The sequence below is a fragment of the Rouxiella badensis genome, assembly GCF_026967515.2.
GTDB lineage: Bacteria > Pseudomonadota > Gammaproteobacteria > Enterobacterales > Enterobacteriaceae > Rouxiella > Rouxiella badensis.
In genome coordinates this window covers 1,445,738-1,461,717 of record NZ_CP114062.1, presented here as the reverse complement: position 1 = coordinate 1,461,717, position 15,980 = coordinate 1,445,738, and the positions used below count along the sequence as shown (strand labels likewise).

At 56.1% G+C, this 15,980-nt stretch carries 15 protein-coding genes; 3 read left to right on the top strand and 12 right to left on the bottom strand.

From position 1 onward, the window contains the following. Window positions 1-104: 104 nt before the first annotated feature. Genes O1V65_RS06975 through O1V65_RS06960 form a run of 4 tightly spaced genes read right to left on the bottom strand, consistent with a single transcriptional unit; the run spans window position 105 to window position 3,479 of the window. Window positions 105-932: an ABC transporter permease gene (locus tag O1V65_RS06975; RefSeq protein ID WP_017490653.1), complete on the bottom strand. Its 828-nt coding sequence runs from the start codon at window positions 930-932 to the stop codon at window positions 105-107. Further along, the gene (locus O1V65_RS06970) at window positions 925-1,716 is read right to left on the bottom strand and encodes an ABC transporter ATP-binding protein (RefSeq protein WP_084912347.1); all 792 of its coding nucleotides are present in this window, start codon (window positions 1,714-1,716) and stop codon (window positions 925-927) included. The genes O1V65_RS06975 and O1V65_RS06970 overlap by 8 nt, the downstream gene beginning before the upstream one ends. Before the next feature lie 41 nt (window positions 1,717-1,757). Beyond that, the gene (locus tag O1V65_RS06965) at window positions 1,758-2,468 is read right to left on the bottom strand and encodes a M24 family metallopeptidase (RefSeq protein ID WP_269130347.1); all 711 of its coding nucleotides are present in this window, start codon (window positions 2,466-2,468) and stop codon (window positions 1,758-1,760) included. 6 nt (window positions 2,469-2,474) lie between these two features. Beyond that, a complete protein-coding gene (locus O1V65_RS06960) occupies window positions 2,475-3,479 on the bottom strand; it encodes an ABC transporter substrate-binding protein (RefSeq protein ID WP_227955188.1) in 1,005 nt (334 codons plus the stop codon). Window positions 3,480-3,660: 181 nt separating this feature from the next. Here O1V65_RS06960 and O1V65_RS06955 point away from each other — a divergent pair, with 181 nt between their 5' ends. Beyond that, a complete protein-coding gene (locus O1V65_RS06955; protein WP_165429579.1) occupies window positions 3,661-4,521 on the top strand; it encodes a nitrilase family protein in 861 nt (286 codons plus the stop codon). 106 nt (window positions 4,522-4,627) lie between these two features. Here the strand turns inward: O1V65_RS06955 and O1V65_RS06950 are convergent, their stop codons facing one another. From O1V65_RS06950 to O1V65_RS06935, 4 genes are all read right to left on the bottom strand, one after another. Beyond that, complete coding sequence (locus O1V65_RS06950) at window positions 4,628-5,188, bottom strand: nucleotidyltransferase family protein (RefSeq protein WP_227955186.1); 561 nt, start codon at window positions 5,186-5,188, stop codon at window positions 4,628-4,630. 77 nt (window positions 5,189-5,265) lie between these two features. Next, window positions 5,266-6,570: a cytochrome c gene (locus O1V65_RS06945; protein ID WP_227955185.1), complete on the bottom strand. Its 1,305-nt coding sequence runs from the start codon at window positions 6,568-6,570 to the stop codon at window positions 5,266-5,268. Next, the gene (locus tag O1V65_RS06940; RefSeq protein WP_017490660.1) at window positions 6,567-7,040 is read right to left on the bottom strand and encodes a (2Fe-2S)-binding protein; all 474 of its coding nucleotides are present in this window, start codon (window positions 7,038-7,040) and stop codon (window positions 6,567-6,569) included. The genes O1V65_RS06945 and O1V65_RS06940 overlap by 4 nt, the downstream gene beginning before the upstream one ends. Window positions 7,041-7,053: 13 nt before the next feature. Further along, on the bottom strand, window positions 7,054-9,282 hold the full coding sequence (locus O1V65_RS06935) for a xanthine dehydrogenase family protein molybdopterin-binding subunit (RefSeq protein ID WP_269130346.1): 2,229 nt from the start codon (window positions 9,280-9,282) through the stop codon (window positions 7,054-7,056). Window positions 9,283-9,748: 466 nt separating this feature from the next. On the opposite strand from O1V65_RS06935, the gene O1V65_RS06930 reads away from it, so the two are divergent. Beyond that, complete coding sequence (locus tag O1V65_RS06930) at window positions 9,749-10,714, top strand: XdhC family protein (RefSeq protein WP_084912697.1); 966 nt, start codon at window positions 9,749-9,751, stop codon at window positions 10,712-10,714. Between the two features lie 155 nt (window positions 10,715-10,869). Further along, window positions 10,870-11,859, top strand: a complete 990-nt coding sequence (locus O1V65_RS06925) for an aldo/keto reductase (RefSeq protein WP_017493750.1) — start codon at window positions 10,870-10,872, stop codon at window positions 11,857-11,859. Between the two features lie 91 nt (window positions 11,860-11,950). Here O1V65_RS06925 and O1V65_RS06920 read toward each other — a convergent pair whose 3' ends face one another. From O1V65_RS06920 to O1V65_RS06905, 4 genes are read right to left on the bottom strand one after another with little or no spacing between them, the layout of a single operon-like run. Further along, window positions 11,951-13,339: an MmgE/PrpD family protein gene (locus O1V65_RS06920; protein ID WP_269130345.1), complete on the bottom strand. Its 1,389-nt coding sequence runs from the start codon at window positions 13,337-13,339 to the stop codon at window positions 11,951-11,953. Continuing rightward, window positions 13,332-14,252, bottom strand: a complete 921-nt coding sequence (locus O1V65_RS06915; protein WP_017493752.1) for a polysaccharide deacetylase family protein — start codon at window positions 14,250-14,252, stop codon at window positions 13,332-13,334. Before O1V65_RS06915 ends, O1V65_RS06920 begins: the two co-directional genes overlap by 8 nt. Then, complete coding sequence (locus O1V65_RS06910) at window positions 14,242-15,096, bottom strand: polysaccharide deacetylase family protein (protein ID WP_017493753.1); 855 nt, start codon at window positions 15,094-15,096, stop codon at window positions 14,242-14,244. The genes O1V65_RS06915 and O1V65_RS06910 overlap by 11 nt, the downstream gene beginning before the upstream one ends. Before the next feature lie 27 nt (window positions 15,097-15,123). Continuing rightward, window positions 15,124-15,954: an ABC transporter substrate-binding protein gene (locus O1V65_RS06905; RefSeq protein WP_017493754.1), complete on the bottom strand. Its 831-nt coding sequence runs from the start codon at window positions 15,952-15,954 to the stop codon at window positions 15,124-15,126. Window positions 15,955-15,980 lie beyond the last annotated feature (26 nt).

Genomic DNA, 15,980 nt, shown 5'->3' with positions numbered 1-15,980 from the left:
TCTGATCCGCTTTTAGACCAAGGGCACGTGCTTTGCACGCTGGGCGCGTGCCTTTGACCCAAAAGACTTGACCTTAAAAAAATCTGCAATTAAAAACCCAAATTTTATTTACGGCCCCATCGCCGGGCGGTGGCAGAGGTACGCCATGGGGTCATCAGGTATTCCAGCAAAATGACCAGCAGAAAACTTACCACCCCAAGCAGCGCCAGGAACGCGATTGCCGAGAAAGTACCCGCGGTATTTAATCGAGAATTAGCCTGCAAAAGATAGGCCCCCAACCCACCGCTGGTCGAAGCCGTCCACTCGCCGATAACAGCACCAGTGACGCTGAAGGTCGCCGAAAGCTTGAGCGCCGAGAACAGCGGCGTATAGGTCGCCGGAAGCTTCACGTAGCGGAAAATACTCCAGCGTGAACCGCCCATCGACTTCACCAGATTCAACATGTCTTTATCAACCGAATTAAGTCCATCGAGCACGTTGACCACCACCGGGAAAAATACCACCAGCGCCACAATAACCAGCTTGGGTGCCAGACCGAATCCGAGCCAGATAGTCAACGCCGCAGCGATAGCAATCACCGGCACCGCCTGACTGGCAATCAGAATGGGGTACAGAATGCTGCGGATCCACGGCGTGGCGTCCATCAGGACGGCGAAGATAAAACCCGCCCCCGCGCCCAGCACAAACCCCATCACAAAGGTGACGAAGGTAATGCGAAATCCTTGCAGCAACACCGGCATGTCAGAAAGCATGTGCTGCCAGGTCTGCTCTGGCGATGGCAGCACATACGGCGGAATATGATAAATCCGCACCGCCAAATCCCACACCAGCAGCACCAAAAGCAGCGCAGCAAGCGGGCCACCCAGCGGCAACAGCAGTTTCTTCAACAGCAGCGGCTTGCGTTCCGAGGTCAGGCTACGGGCATCAGTCATGAGTCAGGGGTTCCTGTAGGTCTTGGTCGGCGTGGCTTTCCGTAAACACCAAATCGAGGATTTTTCGTTTCAGCACGGTAAACTCCGGGCTGGTCAGGCAGGAAAGTGGCCTTGGCCGCGGAATGTCCACCGTCAAGATTTCTCGAACACGTCCCGGCCTCGGCGACATCACCACCACGCGATCGGCCAGATAGACCGCTTCGTCGATATCGTGGGTCACAAAAATCACCGTACGTTGTTGTTCAGACCATACCGTCAACAGCCACTGCTGCATAGAAAGACGGGTCTGCGAGTCCAGGGCGCCGAAGGGCTCATCGAGCAGCATGATTTCGTGTTGCATCGCTAGCGTACGCATCAGCGCCACACGCTGGCGCATGCCGCCCGACAGCGCCGCTGGATAGTGATGGATAAACTCACCCAACCCATAGCGTTGGGCCAGCGCCACACCCGCCGCGCGCTGTGCCTTAGTGGCTCCGCCCTTAAGAATGGCCCCGAGCACGATGTTATCAATCACCGTCATCCACGGCAGCAGCAGGTCTTTTTGCAGCATATAGCCGACGTGACCGCTTGTTCCAGTGACATTCTGATTATCAATGAGAATTTTGCCAGAGTCAGGCGTCAGAACGCCCGAAACGAGGTTAAACAAGGTGCTCTTGCCACAGCCTGAAGGCCCGACGATGCAGACAAACTCGCCCTGCTGAATATCAAGATTAGTCGGTGCCAGGGCAGTCATACTGCCAAAACGACGTGTCACCTGTTGCAGCGACAGTTTGGGGTATGTCATCTCTCACCTTTTCCTCATACGTCAGTGTGCAGGTTAAATCACTACAAAATTTCGCATTTTTCGCGACCAAACCACACTAAATCTTCCACTTTCACCGCCACTTCACCGCGCTGTGCAAAAGGTTCGATCGCCCATGCGCCCCACATCGGCGTCGCATTACCGGCATCGATAAAACCGTGCGTATAGGCCGCCCCAGCGGTCAGAGAATGGCCGATATTACCCAGCAGGTCGAGCAGGATAAATCCCTCCTGAGTGAGCCGCTGGTGTGAAAGACCGAACAGTTCGTTGGCAGGCATCCCCGGACGGCAAAGCGCCAACGTCTCATAATGAAGACGCTCCAGATCACGTAACGCTTGGGTGGCCTCGGGATAATCGCCGACAATGGCACAGCGTGTGCAGTCGCCCCAAAAGCCCTCGGCAGTTATCGGGTGCACGTCGACCATCAGCACATCCTGCTCGGCGGCGGCCCGCTCCCCCGGCCCTTGCGTTGGAAAGCACACGCGGGTGTTTTCCCCCAACCCAACGTTGGTGATGGTCCAGATGCCCTGTACGCCCTGCTCGTAGAGAGAGGTATGAACCACCTGCTCGACGTCAATTTCTCGAATTCCGGCACGCGCTGCGGCAACGCCCGTCAGCGCAGCCTGTTTTGCCATCCTCTGCGCCGCCCGCAGTCCCGCGGGGGCATCAAAAGCAATGTCCGGCCCGGGACGATAGGTCCAGGCCGGTTTGAGGATAGAAGGTGAGCTCATCATGGCTCCTTACGGCAGGTACTGATTGGTGAAATATTGGTCGGCAGGAAGAGGATCCTTGACGATGCCTTCGGCTTTAATGGCGGTCAGCAGACTCTGCCAGGTTGCGGCTTCCTGTGCCAAGGATTTGCTGTCGGCAGGCTTCAGCAGCGGCACGGTATCGGCCCATTGCTGCTTGATATAAACCGGGTCGTAGGCTTTGCTGTAGGCGGTCGCAAACGCCTGCACGCCCTCGTCAGGATGGTTAACGGCGTAGGCCATACTTTTCACCGTTGCACGCATAAAGGCCTTGGCCAGCTCAGGATTGGCCTTCAGCCAGTCCTGATTACCCGCCAGCATGAAAATAGGCGTATTAGGCACGCCGTGGGCGATAGCGGGCAAAAATTCTGGTTTCTGTTTACCCGTGGTGGTCATCTCGGTGCCTTCGGCGTTAGTAATGCCGGTAATGACATCAACGCGTTTTTGCAGCAGCAGCGGTACGGTATCGTCTGCGGCGGTCACCATCTGTACGTCATTCAGCGTCAGACCGGCGCTTTTTAGCATCAGCGCCAACTGGGCTTTGGTCCAGGCGTCGTTATAAATGCCGACGCTTTTCCCCTTCAGGTCCGCCACGGTATAAGTTTTGCCCTGCTGGCTAATAATGCCCCAGTTATTGCCGTTGCCGTAACGACCAATAGCCTCGACCGGCGCCCCCTGCTCTTTGGCAAAGATGATGTCCATGACTGTGGTAAACGCGACGTTTGCCCGCCCGGTCCCCAGAAACTTCATGGTGTCAGCCACGGTGGGCGGCGCCACGATATCCAGGTCGATCCCTTCCTGCGCGTAAAAACCTTTTTCCTTGCCCAGGATCCACGGGATCCAGAAACCGTCGGCCACCGGCCATTCCTGAATAAAGGTCACTTTGGTCAGCGAGGCCGCCGAGGCCGTGGCTATCCCCCCTACCGCCGGCAACAGAGTACTCATCAGCGTTGCCGCCGCTAAAATGGTCCCAGCTAAAAATGTACGTCTTTTCATGTTCATTTCTCCGGCAGTTTTAGAGGAATATTTAGTCAAGCCTCCTGCATATTGGGGGGGGACATTATTTTATGTCAATCAATTTGTTGAGTATTTTTGAGCTTGAAAAGTACCGCGAACGGTGACATTTATAATCCGCGTACAGGTTAAAAATTAACCTGCCTAATCAGGAGCGGCTAAGATGCCCAATAAATCACCGGAAGCCCCGTTAACCGTGGCCTGTCTACAGATGGAACCTGTGTTCGGCGACACCGAGCGCAATATTGCCACCTCAATTTCAATGATTGAGCAGGCCGCGGCTCAGGGCGCTCGCCTGATGGTTTTGCCAGAGTTGTGCAATACCGGCTACGTTTTCGCGTCTCGCGCCGAAGCATTCGCACTGGCAGAAACGATTCCTGGCGGCCCGTCCACTCGGGCGTGGTGCAATTGCGCGGCGCAGCTTAACGTCTACCTGGTCGCCGGGATCACCGAGAGAGAGGGAGAAAGTCTTTATAATTCCGCAGTGGTTATCGGCCCGGAAGGTTTCATTGGCCGTTACCGTAAGGTGCATCTTTGGGGAGATGAAGCCCTGTATTTTGAGCCGGGTAATCTCGGGTTTCCGGTATTCAAGACGCGCATCGGCACACTCGGTTGCCAGATTTGCTACGACTGTTGGTTCCCTGAAAGCTTCAGAATGGCCGCGTTACAGGGGGCAGAAATCGTCTGCGTTCCGACCAACTGGGTGCCCATCCCCGGTCAGGATCCTCACCGCGAGGCGATGGCCAATATTTTGGTCATGGCCGCCTCTCACAGCAATTCCCTGTATATTGCCGCCGCCGATCGGGTCGGCACCGAGCGCGGTCAGCCTTTTATCGGCCAGAGCCTGATAACCAGCTACACCGGTTGGCCGGTCGCCGGCCCCGCCAGCGTCACCCAGCCAGAGATTGTCATCGCCACGGTGAATCTGGCGGACGCCAAACGCCACCGCAACTGGAATGATTTTAACCAAGTATTGAAGGATCGCCGTCCGGAAACCTATGAGCCAACGGGCGTTGTCAAATGATTAAGCCTTAAAAAGCTTACCACTCTGATATCAGGGGCGGATATCGCCGCCCCACGAACTTAAAAAAATTTCATCGTATTAAAACGTGTTACCGGGTGATGACCTGCTAGATTTGCGGCACATCAATGTCCCACAGGCATCCTGCGTGCTGTGTTTCAATCAGCCACGGGGGATGGGCCTTTAACAACCCGCGCGCGCCCTCGTCACCGCACAATGCCTCAAGGGGGTGCCTCATCGTCAGCGGGAAACCCACAGGATGCCCTACCTGCCCGCGGTAAACTGGCCGCGCGCATTGCCCCTGCTGCACGGACTGCGCGACCGCAACGAAAATCTCAGGCTTGATGAAGGGCATATCTGCTAGCGCAATAATCCAGCCCGACCAGTCAGCTCTCGCCCTAACGCCTGCGGCAATCGAGTCACCCATACCCTCGCTCTCCAGGCATAGATAAGGCACTGCCGCTCGCTGACAAAAATCCTGTAGCATCACGTCTTCAGGGCGCAATACAACCTGTATATCCAGCTCGCTGCGCTGGATGTTCTCCAGGCTTTGTTCAAAGACAGTTAGCGAGGAGTTTTTTAGCGTTTCCAGCAGCTTGTGTCGCCCCGTTGCCGCACGAAAGCGCTGACTCTTTCCTGCCGCCAGCAGGATAACTCCCGGCTTGGTCATCGCGTTATTCTCCCGATAAAAAATGAGTCTGCATTATTCGCAGACTCATTCCAAGCACCATCATTTATCACCCAGGCTTATTGCTTGCGTTGGTCTGCCACCTGTTTCGACGTCACCGTCCCGGTTTTATCACCAAACTGATGGAGCACATAGTTGGCGACTGCGGCAACTTCATCGTCAGAATATTTAGCGCCAAAATCAGGCATCATCACCTGCTGCTGCCCGACGCTGATTTTGGTGCCGTGCAGAATGGCCTGTATGACGCTGCGGCCCTGCGGGTCGTTCACCGCCGTGCTGCCTTTCAGAGAGGCATAAGGCGTTTGGCGCCCCTCTCCATTCCACTGATGACAGCCGCTACAGTCTCCGGCAAACAGCTGACGCCCCAGGGAGTTGTCCTGATCGGCGGGGAGGATGGCACTGGAGTTCATCGCACCTTTCGGCCGCAGATTGACGGCACTGCCCACGTCGGTTTTGACTGGCTCAATGTTACGCAGATAGTTGACCAGCGCCTGGTTATCTTCCGGCGTCAGATACTGGGTGCTGTTTTCGATAACCTCGGCCATCGGACCCGACGCGCTGCTGCGACCCGCTGCGTGGCCCTGAGAGAGAAACTCGGACAGCTGCTGCTCGCTCCAGTCGCCGATCCCGGTCTGTTTATCCGGGGTAATGTTTCCGGCAAACCAGCCCTGAACCGCCATACCTCCCAGATACTGACTCTGGTTCAGACCAAAGGCCACGTTGCGCGGGGTATGACATTCACTGCAGTGGCCCAATGCCGTCGCCAGATACGCCCCTCGATTCCACTGAGCGTCATGATGCGGGTCAGCAACAAAGCGGCTTTGATGGAAGAAAGCCAGATTCCAGAACTTCATGCCCCAGCGCTGATTAAAGGGGAAAGACAGTTCATTCTGGCGATTCGGCTGTTTCACCCCCGGCAGACTGAAAAGATAGGCTTTGATGGCCAGCAAGTCCTCGCGGCTCATGCCGGTATAGGAGGTATAGGGCATCGCCGGATAGAGATTACCTTCTGGCCCCACGCCTTCACGCACGGCGCGAACGAACTGTTCGTCGCTCCAGTTGCCAATACCGGTCTCTTTATCGGCGGTAATGTTAGTGCCATAGATTGAGCCAAACGGCAGCTTGAATCTGAAGCCCCCGGCGAAAGGTTTACCGCCGGGGGCGGTGTGGCACACGACGCAGTCGGCGGCTCGAACCAGATATTTCCCGCGTTCAATCGGGCTGGTGATGCTCGCAGGTGCACCAGAAAGCGGAGCGGTCGGTTCAGCTCCGACCGGTCGTAACAACAGATAAACCACGTAAATTAATGCAATCACCACCCCAGCTGCGATAAGCCACAGGATACCTCGAAGCCCTTTTTTCATCCTTTAGCCTCCTGCGAGAGGGCATTGGCCGCCTGGTGGATAGCGGCACGGATGCGGACATAGGTCGAACAGCGGCACACATTGCCGCTCATCGCCGCGTCAATGTCGGCGTCTGTCGGATTCTGTTTTTGTGCCAGCAATGCGCTCGCAGACATAATCTGTCCCGACTGACAGTATCCACACTGTACGACGTCGAGATTGACCCAGGCCAGTTGCACCGCCTTTCCGGTCGGCGTTTCACCGACGGACTCGATAGTCGTTATCTTCTTGCCTGCCGCGCTCGCCACGGTGGCCTGACAGGAGCGCACCGGCACGCCGTCGAGATGTACCGTACACGCGCCGCACATCGCAATGCCACAGCCAAATTTAGTGCCGGTCAGCCCGGCTTCGTCACGTAAAAACCACAGCAAAGGCATCTGCTCGTCGCCGTTGAACTCGATGGATTTATTATTAATGATCAAAGTAGTCATGGTTTCCTCAGACTTAAACGGTTTCAGACGTGCCGGGACGATGGAATGGCAGGCTGAGTGAGCTACGTGGCCGCCCCAACAGAGCCAGGGCATTACCCACAGCCGGAGCAATCGTCGGCAACCCCAGTTCGCCAACGCCGCTCGGCGGCTCTGAGGAAGGGACGATGATAACTTCCACTTCCGGCATCTCATTGATGCGCAAAGGGCGATAATTGTTGAAGTTTGATTGTTCAATGATCCCGTCTTTCATCGAGATATTGCCAAACAGGGCGATGCTTAACCCGTAGCCGATACCGCCCTCGATTTGTGCCTTAATCACGTCGGGATTCACGGCGATACCGCAGTCAACGGCGCACCAGACTTTATGCACCCTAGGTATGCCTGCTTCTCCAATCGACACTTCGGCAATTTGGGCAACGCGGGTACCGAAGGCCTTGGCAACCCCCACGCCGCGCATTCTGCCGGGCGTCGAGGCTGGCCCCTTCCACTGCGCAGCTTCTGCCACCGCGCGTAACACGCCCGCTTCTCGCGGCGCGTCGCCCATCAGCGCCAGCCTTCCCTCGACCGGGTCCTGCCCGGTTTCATGCAGCAGTTGGTCGATAAAGCTCTCGATCGCATGCCCGGTATGCGTACTGCCGACGGAACGCAGCGAGGTCGTCGGCACCTGTCCTGGCAAAATATGCGCGTCACAGCGGAAGTTTTCGAAGGTGTACGGCAGCTCTTTAGCCCCTTCAACCATGGTGCCGTCGATACCGTTTTTAATCATTGCCGCGAACACACTGCCCTCGGCAAAAGAGTGCCCCGCCACGGTATTAGTCCAGGCGACAATTTTGTTGTCCTTTATTGCCGCACGGAACCGATGCAGGATCATCGGTCGATACCAACCGTTGCGAATGTCGTCTTCACGCGCATACACCACCTTGATTCCGGTTCCGGGACCGTAGGCCTTGGCCACCACCGCCATATCCGCCGCGAGGTCAGGCCTGGTGCCCTCAATGCCAAGATCGATACGCCTCCCGAAACTGCCCCCGGCCAGAATAGTTTCGATATGCACTTTTTCTGGCGGCAGCTGGAAATATTTGCAGAACTGGTTTTGGTCGATGGACTGGATCTGACAGCCATATTTGGCGTGAACGCTTTCGCCGTCCCAGAACAGATATCCCGCCAGCGGTTCCATCGGCGCATGGGCCAGGTAGGGAAAGGTATATTCGGCCTCGATGATTTTATCGGCATGTTTGAAGGCATCATCCGGATTACCTCGGGTCGCGGCGACAGCGCCCGGTGATTTGGCCTTTTCTCTAAACTCGGTAAAGATCTCTTCGGTACTGCGCTTCTCGGCGTTTGATTCGTCCCACACCACCTGAAGTTTTTCGCGCCCACGCATGGCGGCCCAGGTGTTGCGGGCATAGACCGCAACACCGCTGGAGGTCGGTTTCACGGCAATCACGTCGGGGACTTGCAGCGTCGCGCTGGCGTCAAACGATTGCAGCCTGCCGCCGAATCGCGGGGGCTTTTTAAGCATGACGGTGACCATGTCCTGCTCATGAATATCCTGAGAAAAGAAGGCCGTGCCGTTGGTTTTAGAGACCGAGTCAACCCGATGAAGACCACTGACTTTGCCGATAAGCTTGAAATCCTGGGCATTCTTGAGGGTAATCTTAGCGGTGTCCGGTGAAGGAAGCTGAGAAGCACGCGTCGCAAACTGCCCGAAACCGCCTGATTGACCGCTGGCAACATGATGAATAATCCCGTTCTCAACGGTGATTTCGTTTTCAGGAACCTTCCAGGTCTCGGCAGCGGCCTGAACCAACAGCGCGCGCGCGATGGCGCCCATCTGGCGCATCTGGTCATAGGCATTGGCCACCGAGCTTGAGCCACCGGTGCCCTGCATTCCCAACTTGAGGTTTTTATACACTGCGGTATCGACCGGGGCAGCAATGACGCGAACATTGGACCAGTCGGCGTCTAATTCTTCGGCGACCAGCGTGGCCATACCGGTGTAAACGCCCTGTCCGACCTCGGTGTGCTTGCTGAGCACGGTGACTATTCCATCGGTGCCAACCTGCACAAAGGCATTGGCGGTAAACAGCTCTGTCCCTGCCTTCGCCGCCGCAGGAGCGGCGTTATTCGCCGCGAGCGCGCTGGCTCTTGCTCCGCCAAAGGGTAACCAGGTCCCTACTACGAGCGCCCCGGCGCCGATAATAAAACGGCGTCGTGACAGCTGAACGTCCGGATTTTTCATTGCACATTGCTCCAAAAGCTACGGGTATTAACGTTTATTTTTTTAGTTGATCTATCTTTGGGCAATTTCCTTCTCGGAAATACGCGCGAATGTTGATGAATGACATGATGCATGGCGTAATATCTTGAGTGTGGCATCACAATAAATGAATGTATTAATGCTGAACTGATTTAATTAAAGAGGAAGAAAAATGATAAAAAATAAAAGCCTAATCTATTTTCCCCTCGAATATAACAGGCTAATGACCTTTTGATTATAGCTATAAATTGATAAAGGTTATGAGTTGAGCCAATAAATCCCACATTTTTAATGCTGACATTAATAATCAGTAAAAACAACAATATAAGTAAAATTAACACCATTATCGTTATATAAAAAAATATATAGCGAATTGACATTCATCTTGCGAATTAATTATTTTTAGCTATTAATAATGATAAGACTCCTCAAACTATAAAGTCACTCCATGCAAAGCCTGGACCTCAGTGTTATCAATCAGTCGTGCCTGTGGATTCAAACTCAGCCCGTTTGGCTGTGTACCGTGCTGAATACATTTGGATCCTCACCCCGTCCTCCCGGCGCATTAATGGTCATTAACGACCAAGGGAATTTTCTCGGATCGTTATCGGGGGGCTGTGTTGAGGATGATTTTATTACCCGTATTCAGGAAGGCTATTTTCGTCAACCGAGCCAAATAATCAGGTACGGCGACGGCGGATTGACTCCCGACCGCGTTCTCCCCTGTGGAGGGATACTCGACGTCCTGATTGAATATCTCGAGCCGGTTCCTGACAGTGTCTTATACCTCGAGAAGATAAAACAGGGGCTGGAAAATCATACCGCGCTACAGAAGAGCATCACGCCACCTTCGGCCTGTCACTCTTTATCGTCGGTCGCCTGGAGCAGCAGCACCCTCATTGAACGCAGGTTGCAGGAGATTGTCATTACCCTCTCCTCCGCGCCGAGAATAATCATTGCCGGGCTCTCCGCCGTGGCGGTTTATTGTGCGGAGTTTGCGGCAGGTCTCGGCTTTGAAACCCTCGTTTGCGAACCTCGCGAGGAGATGCTGGCTAACTTCAGCGGACAGCTTCGGGCAGAGCACCGGCTGGAAAAAATATTCCCCGCCCGTTATCTGGAACAAAACGGCTGCCATCCGAACACCGCCATCGTGGCATTAACCCACGATCCGCGCATGGACGACCTCACGATGATGGAAGCCGTCAATACCGAAGCTTTCTACATCGGGGTGATGGGGTCACAGCGCAACAGTAAAAACCGGCTGGCAAGGCTAGAGCATACCGGTGGAATGACGCCCGCTGAGCTAGCGCGTATTCATGCTCCTATCGGTATTGATATCGGCAGTAAGACCCCGGCGGAAATCGCGCTGGCGGTCATGGCAGACATCGTGAGAACAAAAAACATGCCGCGTTAACGCCATTGCCAGCGGCTTTTCCTCTCTTCACCTCAGTCATGAATTGAACTCATAACAACAACCTGATTATGTCTATAGTCCTCAATCGCCCAACCGCCTAGTCTCTTTCTCCAGCAGGTCACCTCTTCACCCCCCTAAACGTAAAGGAGCATGAGATGCAAAAACGCAAACTCGGGCAATCAGGACTGGAAGTCTCGGCGCTGGGCCTCGGCTGCATGGGGCTAAGCCACGGTTACGGTCCGGCGACCGACACGCGTCAGGCCGTCGGGCTTATCCGCGCGGCTTTCGATCGCGGCGTAACGTTTTTCGATACCGCCGAAGTTTACGGCCCTTACCTCAATGAGGAAGTCGTTGGGGAAGCCTTGAAACCCATTCGAGACCAGGTGGTTATCGCCACCAAGTTTGGCTTCACCTTTGGGGACGATAACAAACAGCAGATCCTCAACAGCCGCCCAGAACATATTCGTAAGGCGGTTGAAGGTTCGCTAACCCGGCTTAACACCGAGGTCATCGATTTACTGTATCAACACCGCGTAGACCCTGAAGTGCCTATCGAAGATGTTGCAGGCACCGTCAAGGACCTGATTTCAGAAGGTAAGGTTAAACACTTTGGCCTGTCTGAGGCTGGCCCACAGACTATTCGCCGCGCCCACGCCGTTCAGCCTGTTACCGCGCTGCAAAGTGAATACTCGATGTGGTGGCGTGAACCCGAGCAGGAGATCATTCCGCTGCTGGAAGCGTTGGGGATTGGGTTCGTGCCTTTCAGCCCGTTGGGCAAAGGGTTTTTGACCGGGGCTATCTCCGCCGACACCACCTTCGGGGCCGATGATTTCAGAAGCAAGGTGCCGCGCTTTGCCGCCGAGGCGCTTGAGGCCAATCAGCAGTTGATGACCCTGATGAACCGTATCGCCAACGACAAAGGCGTGACACCGGCGCAGATTGCGCTGGTTTGGCTGCTCTCGCAGAACGACTGGATTGTGCCTATTCCAGGCACCACCAAGCTGCACCGCCTGGAAGAGAATCTCGGTGCGGCAGACCTTTCGTTGACCGCCGAAGAGTATAAAAAAATCAATTCCGCGCTCGAAACCGTCCGCGTTGTAGGCGAACGTTATCCTGCCTCACTGCAGGCGCGCGTCGGTCGCTAGCGGTTTCGTGAGGTCATCGTAAAAACACAAAGGCTGCCGACGATCGCAGCCTTTTCATTGAACCGCGCCGCTGACGCAGTAACGAGTCGCATTAAATGAAAGGTGCGGACGATGAGAGTTCCAGCAGTTGCTCAATCACCCGCATATCCATAACGTCTTCCAACGCCAGCGTTTGCTCCCACAGCGTTTCCGCCTGCAAGCTCGATATTGAGCGCGTAGCCAGCGACATAAATTTGTCGCGCAGCTGCGCGTCGCTCATCGGATGGGTCGGCGCGCCGAGGGCGATATCCACCCGATGCGTAAGACTGATGCCGTCTTTAGTGACCAGCGTGACCTGCGGCTCGCCGTCGGCGCTGTAGGCAGGGTCAACCTCCAGCACCACGCGTCCGATAGCTTCCAGCAAAGCGGGACAGCGCCGCTGCTCGTCGCCATAGGCGTCCAGTCCGGCGTGCCCATAAACCAGCCTCGCGGCCACCGCATAGCGAATGCTCATCTGCGCCGCCGCCAGCGTACTTATCTGTTCGTCACCGCACATTTCCTGTAAAAATGGTGACAGGGTCACTTTAACCTGTTCAATTTCATCGACTGCTCCCTCCAGGCGGTCGAGCAAGATCCCCGTCGCATCAATCGCCGAGTGGGTGCCGCGACACGACGCATAAGGTTTGATCGAACAACGCATCAGTTTCCACACCTGCCCAAGGTCGGCAACCAGCGCTGATGGCTGTGCGGTCTTCGCAGCCAGGGTTTTCAGAAAACCGCCCCAGTGGTCCTCAAACAGGCCAGCAGGTCCGGTTATCCCCGCCTGTGCACTCAATGCGGCCAGAACGCCTCCCTCGGCCGCTCTGCCGGCGTGCAGTTTTTTGCTCTGTGAACCGTCGTGAATAAACGCCCACAGCCCGCCGCTAAAGCTGCCCGCGATACCCAACGCCGACGAGATCTGTGCCTTATCCAATCCCAAGAGACGCCCCGCAGCCGCTGCGGCACCCAATACGCCGCAGGTTGAAGTAGAATGCCACCCTGCGCCATTGTGGGCGGAATATCCTCCGCAGGCTTCAAGCACCCGACGCGCGATGTCGTAACCGAGCACCACGGCGGTGATAAACGCTTTACCGCTGACCGGCTGCGGGCAAAAAGGCAACACCGCCAGCAGGGCCGGAATGACCACCGCACCCGAGTGGTCACAGCCGCCGGTGTCGTCGAGTTCGAGCGCATGGCAAGCGATACCGTTGAGCAGCGCCGCATTTCGCGCAGAGGTTTTCTCGCCACGCCCCCACAGCGCGGCAACGGGCGCTGCGCCCTCTGCCAGCAGTATCGTGCTCACGTCTTTCGCCACCTCGCTGGATGCGCCCACCAGGCCCGCCCCCAGCGTATCGACGATATGCCGCTGGGTGCGCGCCACCAGCTCAGGGGGTAAGTCCTCGAAGCGGGTATCATGAACAAATGCCACCAGCTGCGATTGAAAGTCCTGATTTTCACTCATTGCTGCCCCCGTTTTGCGTATGCTGCTGCCAGATTTGTGCCGGATGCGAGGGCTCATTCTGCGGCTGCGTTTGCCGCCACCAGTCGGTTACCTCGCCCGCCGTCGCCACCCAGACATCTGGCCGCGAGGTGATATCATCCAGCAGTTCACTCAACAGGCCGATGCGCCCCGCGGTGCCGATCACCTCGGGATGCAGTCTTAGCACATAGCAAAGCCCAAAACGGTAAAAGCCGTCAAAATCCATCTTCATGTTGCCCAGCGTATGGCTGTAGGACGCGATGCGCGACTGCGCCGGAGGCACCGCTGGACTGAGGTTGAAGGCGAAATAGGGTTCGTCCTCCAGCTCATAGTGCAGCGGCAACTCAACCAACTGCGAAGGCAAACCGTCGCGCATCGGCTGAAAATAAGGCAGGTCATCGCCGCGCCATGACGAACTCCAGCCAATCCCCGCCTCGCTCATTGCCTCGGCAAAGCCCGCTGCCCAGTTGCCCGAAGGAAGACGAAACCCGCGCGGCGTCTGGCCGGTATGCGCCTTCAATGCTGCCTGACCCCGCTGCAAACTGGAAACTTGTTGTTCTAAGGTCAATTCATCAAATTTTTCAAACTCGTAGCCGCTGGTTGCCAGCTCGTGACCGGCGCGGAAAATCTGCGTGATCTTATCTGCATGCTCATCGGCAACTCTTCCCGGCACGCACCAGCTGCTGCGCAGATTCTTTTCCGCCAGCAGCGCTAACAGCCGGTCGACTCCGCGCAGCGTGCCGTAGCGCCAGACCGACAGCGTTTTCTCGCGGCCGGCCACCGCCGGAACCTGACTAAGAATGCCCTGCACATCGTTAAAATCGACGGTGATCACCACCGCACAGCGCTTGCCCTGCGGCCATTTGTCCTGCGTCGCGTTCTGATTAATGGGCATCGACGTGCTCCTGTAACCACCAGTGGGCCACCTCGCGACAGCGCGCAAACCACACGTCGTCACGGGTACGAAGATGGGCAAAAAATTGTTCGAGCAGCATAATGCGGCCCGGTTTCCCGGTAATTTTCGGGTGGAACAGCGTGGTCAAACTCAGCCCTTCGTTCATTGCGCCGTCAAACTCGCGGCACCAGTTGTCCAGCGTCAGCGCGTAGCTTGCGGTGCGATCGAGCCCCGACGGGAAATTGGGCTCGCGGGTGTAGGCAATCGAGGCGTAGTCGTCCATCTCCCAACGCCCGGGGATCTCCACCAGCGGCTTATCAAAACCCGGCACCTGAATCAGATAAGGCCGGTCATCGCCGCGCATGCTGCTCGAGTAAGTTACGCCTGCTTCGACCAGCATGGCAGGGGTATCCTGATGCCAGTCTCCCGACGGGGTCCGGAAACCCTCGGCGCGAATACCGAGGTTATTCCAGAAAATCTCGCGGGATTTTTCCATCACCCAACGCTGCATTTGCGCGTCGATGGCGTAGAAAGACTCATGACGATAACCGTGGTACGCCACCTCATGACCGCGCTCAACGATCGCCTGACACTGCTTCGGCCAGTTTTCGACCACCCAGGCCGGCACGAAGAAGGTCGCCGGCAGCTGATAGTCGTCGAGCAGGTCGAGCAGCCTCGCCAGCGCCCGATATGGCCCATAGCCCCCGAAGGTAAAATACTCGGGCTTGTGCCAGAGCGTGCCGTTAAGCATCGCATCGCCGGTCGGCCCGTCGAGGTCAAACGCCAGCGCCATGCAGCCCCATTTATCCTGCGGCCACCGCGTAGCCAGATTGGAAATCGTCATCAATTATCCCGCTCCAGAGGTAGACAGTTACTTGCCTTTATTAAGGGTAACTTCCTGAATAGCGCCATCCTGTAATCCCCATTTAGTGAGGATTTTCAGATAGGTGCCGTCAGCAATCATTGCGGTCAGTGCGCCTTTCACGCCGTCAATAAGCGCAGTATCGTCTTTGCTGATGCCAATACCGGTCACCTGATAGGCAAAGGCTTTACCGAGCGGCTTATAGGTGTCTTTTTCAAGATTCATGATGTATGGCAGGGTTTCACTGCCCTGCACCACGCCCTCGATACGCCCCTGACGCAGCTGGGTGCGCGCATCGGCAGTGCCCTCTGCGCCGACCACTACGACAGCCGGTTTACCCGCAGGCGTACAGTTTGCTGCGCTCCATGCCGCAATTTCCGCCGGGAAGGTCGTTCGACGGCTGGTGCCCACCTTTTTGCCGCACAGGTCGAGCATGGTGTTGATCTCTTTATGCGCCACGGTGGTGTAGAACTGCGGTCCGCTGTTGTAATAGTCGACGAAAGTAGCAATCTCCTGACGCGGTTTGGTGTCCGTCATGCCAGAAAGAATCATGTCCACGCGGTGGGTCGCCACGGCGTTAACCATCTGTTCGAAGCCAATTTCCTGCCAGCTGATTTTGCGGTTCAGGCGTTTACCTATCTCCATACCCAGGTCATAATCCATGCCTGTGAGCTGGTCAGTCGCCGGGTCTTTGAATTCCAGCGGGGGATAGTTGGGCATCATCGCCACTTTGATTTCATCTTTCTGCCTGAGCGCATCGGCGGCCGAAGCGCCCTGACTCCAAACAGCGGTATTGATCAACACGCCTGCGGCGACCAGCGATAACAGTGTTTTTTTCATCAACAGATTTCCCATGTGTAAAGTTT

Bases quoted from the DNA above. Each gene is read 5' to 3' on its own strand.
- O1V65_RS06905 (WP_017493754.1), bottom strand. From the start codon at position 15,954: ATGAAAAAAACACTGTTATCGCTGGTCGCCGCAGGCGTGTTGATCAAT.
- O1V65_RS06975 (WP_017490653.1), bottom strand. From the start codon at position 932: ATGACTGATGCCCGTAGCCTGACCTCGGAACGCAAGCCGCTGCTGTTG.
- O1V65_RS06970 (WP_084912347.1), bottom strand. From the start codon at position 1,716: ATGACATACCCCAAACTGTCGCTGCAACAGGTGACACGTCGTTTTGGC.
- O1V65_RS06955 (WP_165429579.1), top strand. From the start codon at position 3,661: ATGCCCAATAAATCACCGGAAGCCCCGTTAACCGTGGCCTGTCTACAG.
- O1V65_RS06950 (WP_227955186.1), bottom strand. From the start codon at position 5,188: ATGACCAAGCCGGGAGTTATCCTGCTGGCGGCAGGAAAGAGTCAGCGC.
- O1V65_RS06930 (WP_084912697.1), top strand. From the start codon at position 9,749: ATGCAAAGCCTGGACCTCAGTGTTATCAATCAGTCGTGCCTGTGGATT.
- O1V65_RS06910 (WP_017493753.1), bottom strand. From the start codon at position 15,096: ATGACGATTTCCAATCTGGCTACGCGGTGGCCGCAGGATAAATGGGGC.
- O1V65_RS06960 (WP_227955188.1), bottom strand. From the start codon at position 3,479: ATGAAAAGACGTACATTTTTAGCTGGGACCATTTTAGCGGCGGCAACG.
- O1V65_RS06935 (WP_269130346.1), bottom strand. From the start codon at position 9,282: ATGAAAAATCCGGACGTTCAGCTGTCACGACGCCGTTTTATTATCGGC.
- O1V65_RS06940 (WP_017490660.1), bottom strand. From the start codon at position 7,040: ATGACTACTTTGATCATTAATAATAAATCCATCGAGTTCAACGGCGAC.
- O1V65_RS06915 (WP_017493752.1), bottom strand. From the start codon at position 14,252: ATGCCCATTAATCAGAACGCGACGCAGGACAAATGGCCGCAGGGCAAG.
- O1V65_RS06920 (WP_269130345.1), bottom strand. From the start codon at position 13,339: ATGAGTGAAAATCAGGACTTTCAATCGCAGCTGGTGGCATTTGTTCAT.
- O1V65_RS06945 (WP_227955185.1), bottom strand. From the start codon at position 6,570: ATGAAAAAAGGGCTTCGAGGTATCCTGTGGCTTATCGCAGCTGGGGTG.
- O1V65_RS06965 (WP_269130347.1), bottom strand. From the start codon at position 2,468: ATGATGAGCTCACCTTCTATCCTCAAACCGGCCTGGACCTATCGTCCC.
- O1V65_RS06925 (WP_017493750.1), top strand. From the start codon at position 10,870: ATGCAAAAACGCAAACTCGGGCAATCAGGACTGGAAGTCTCGGCGCTG.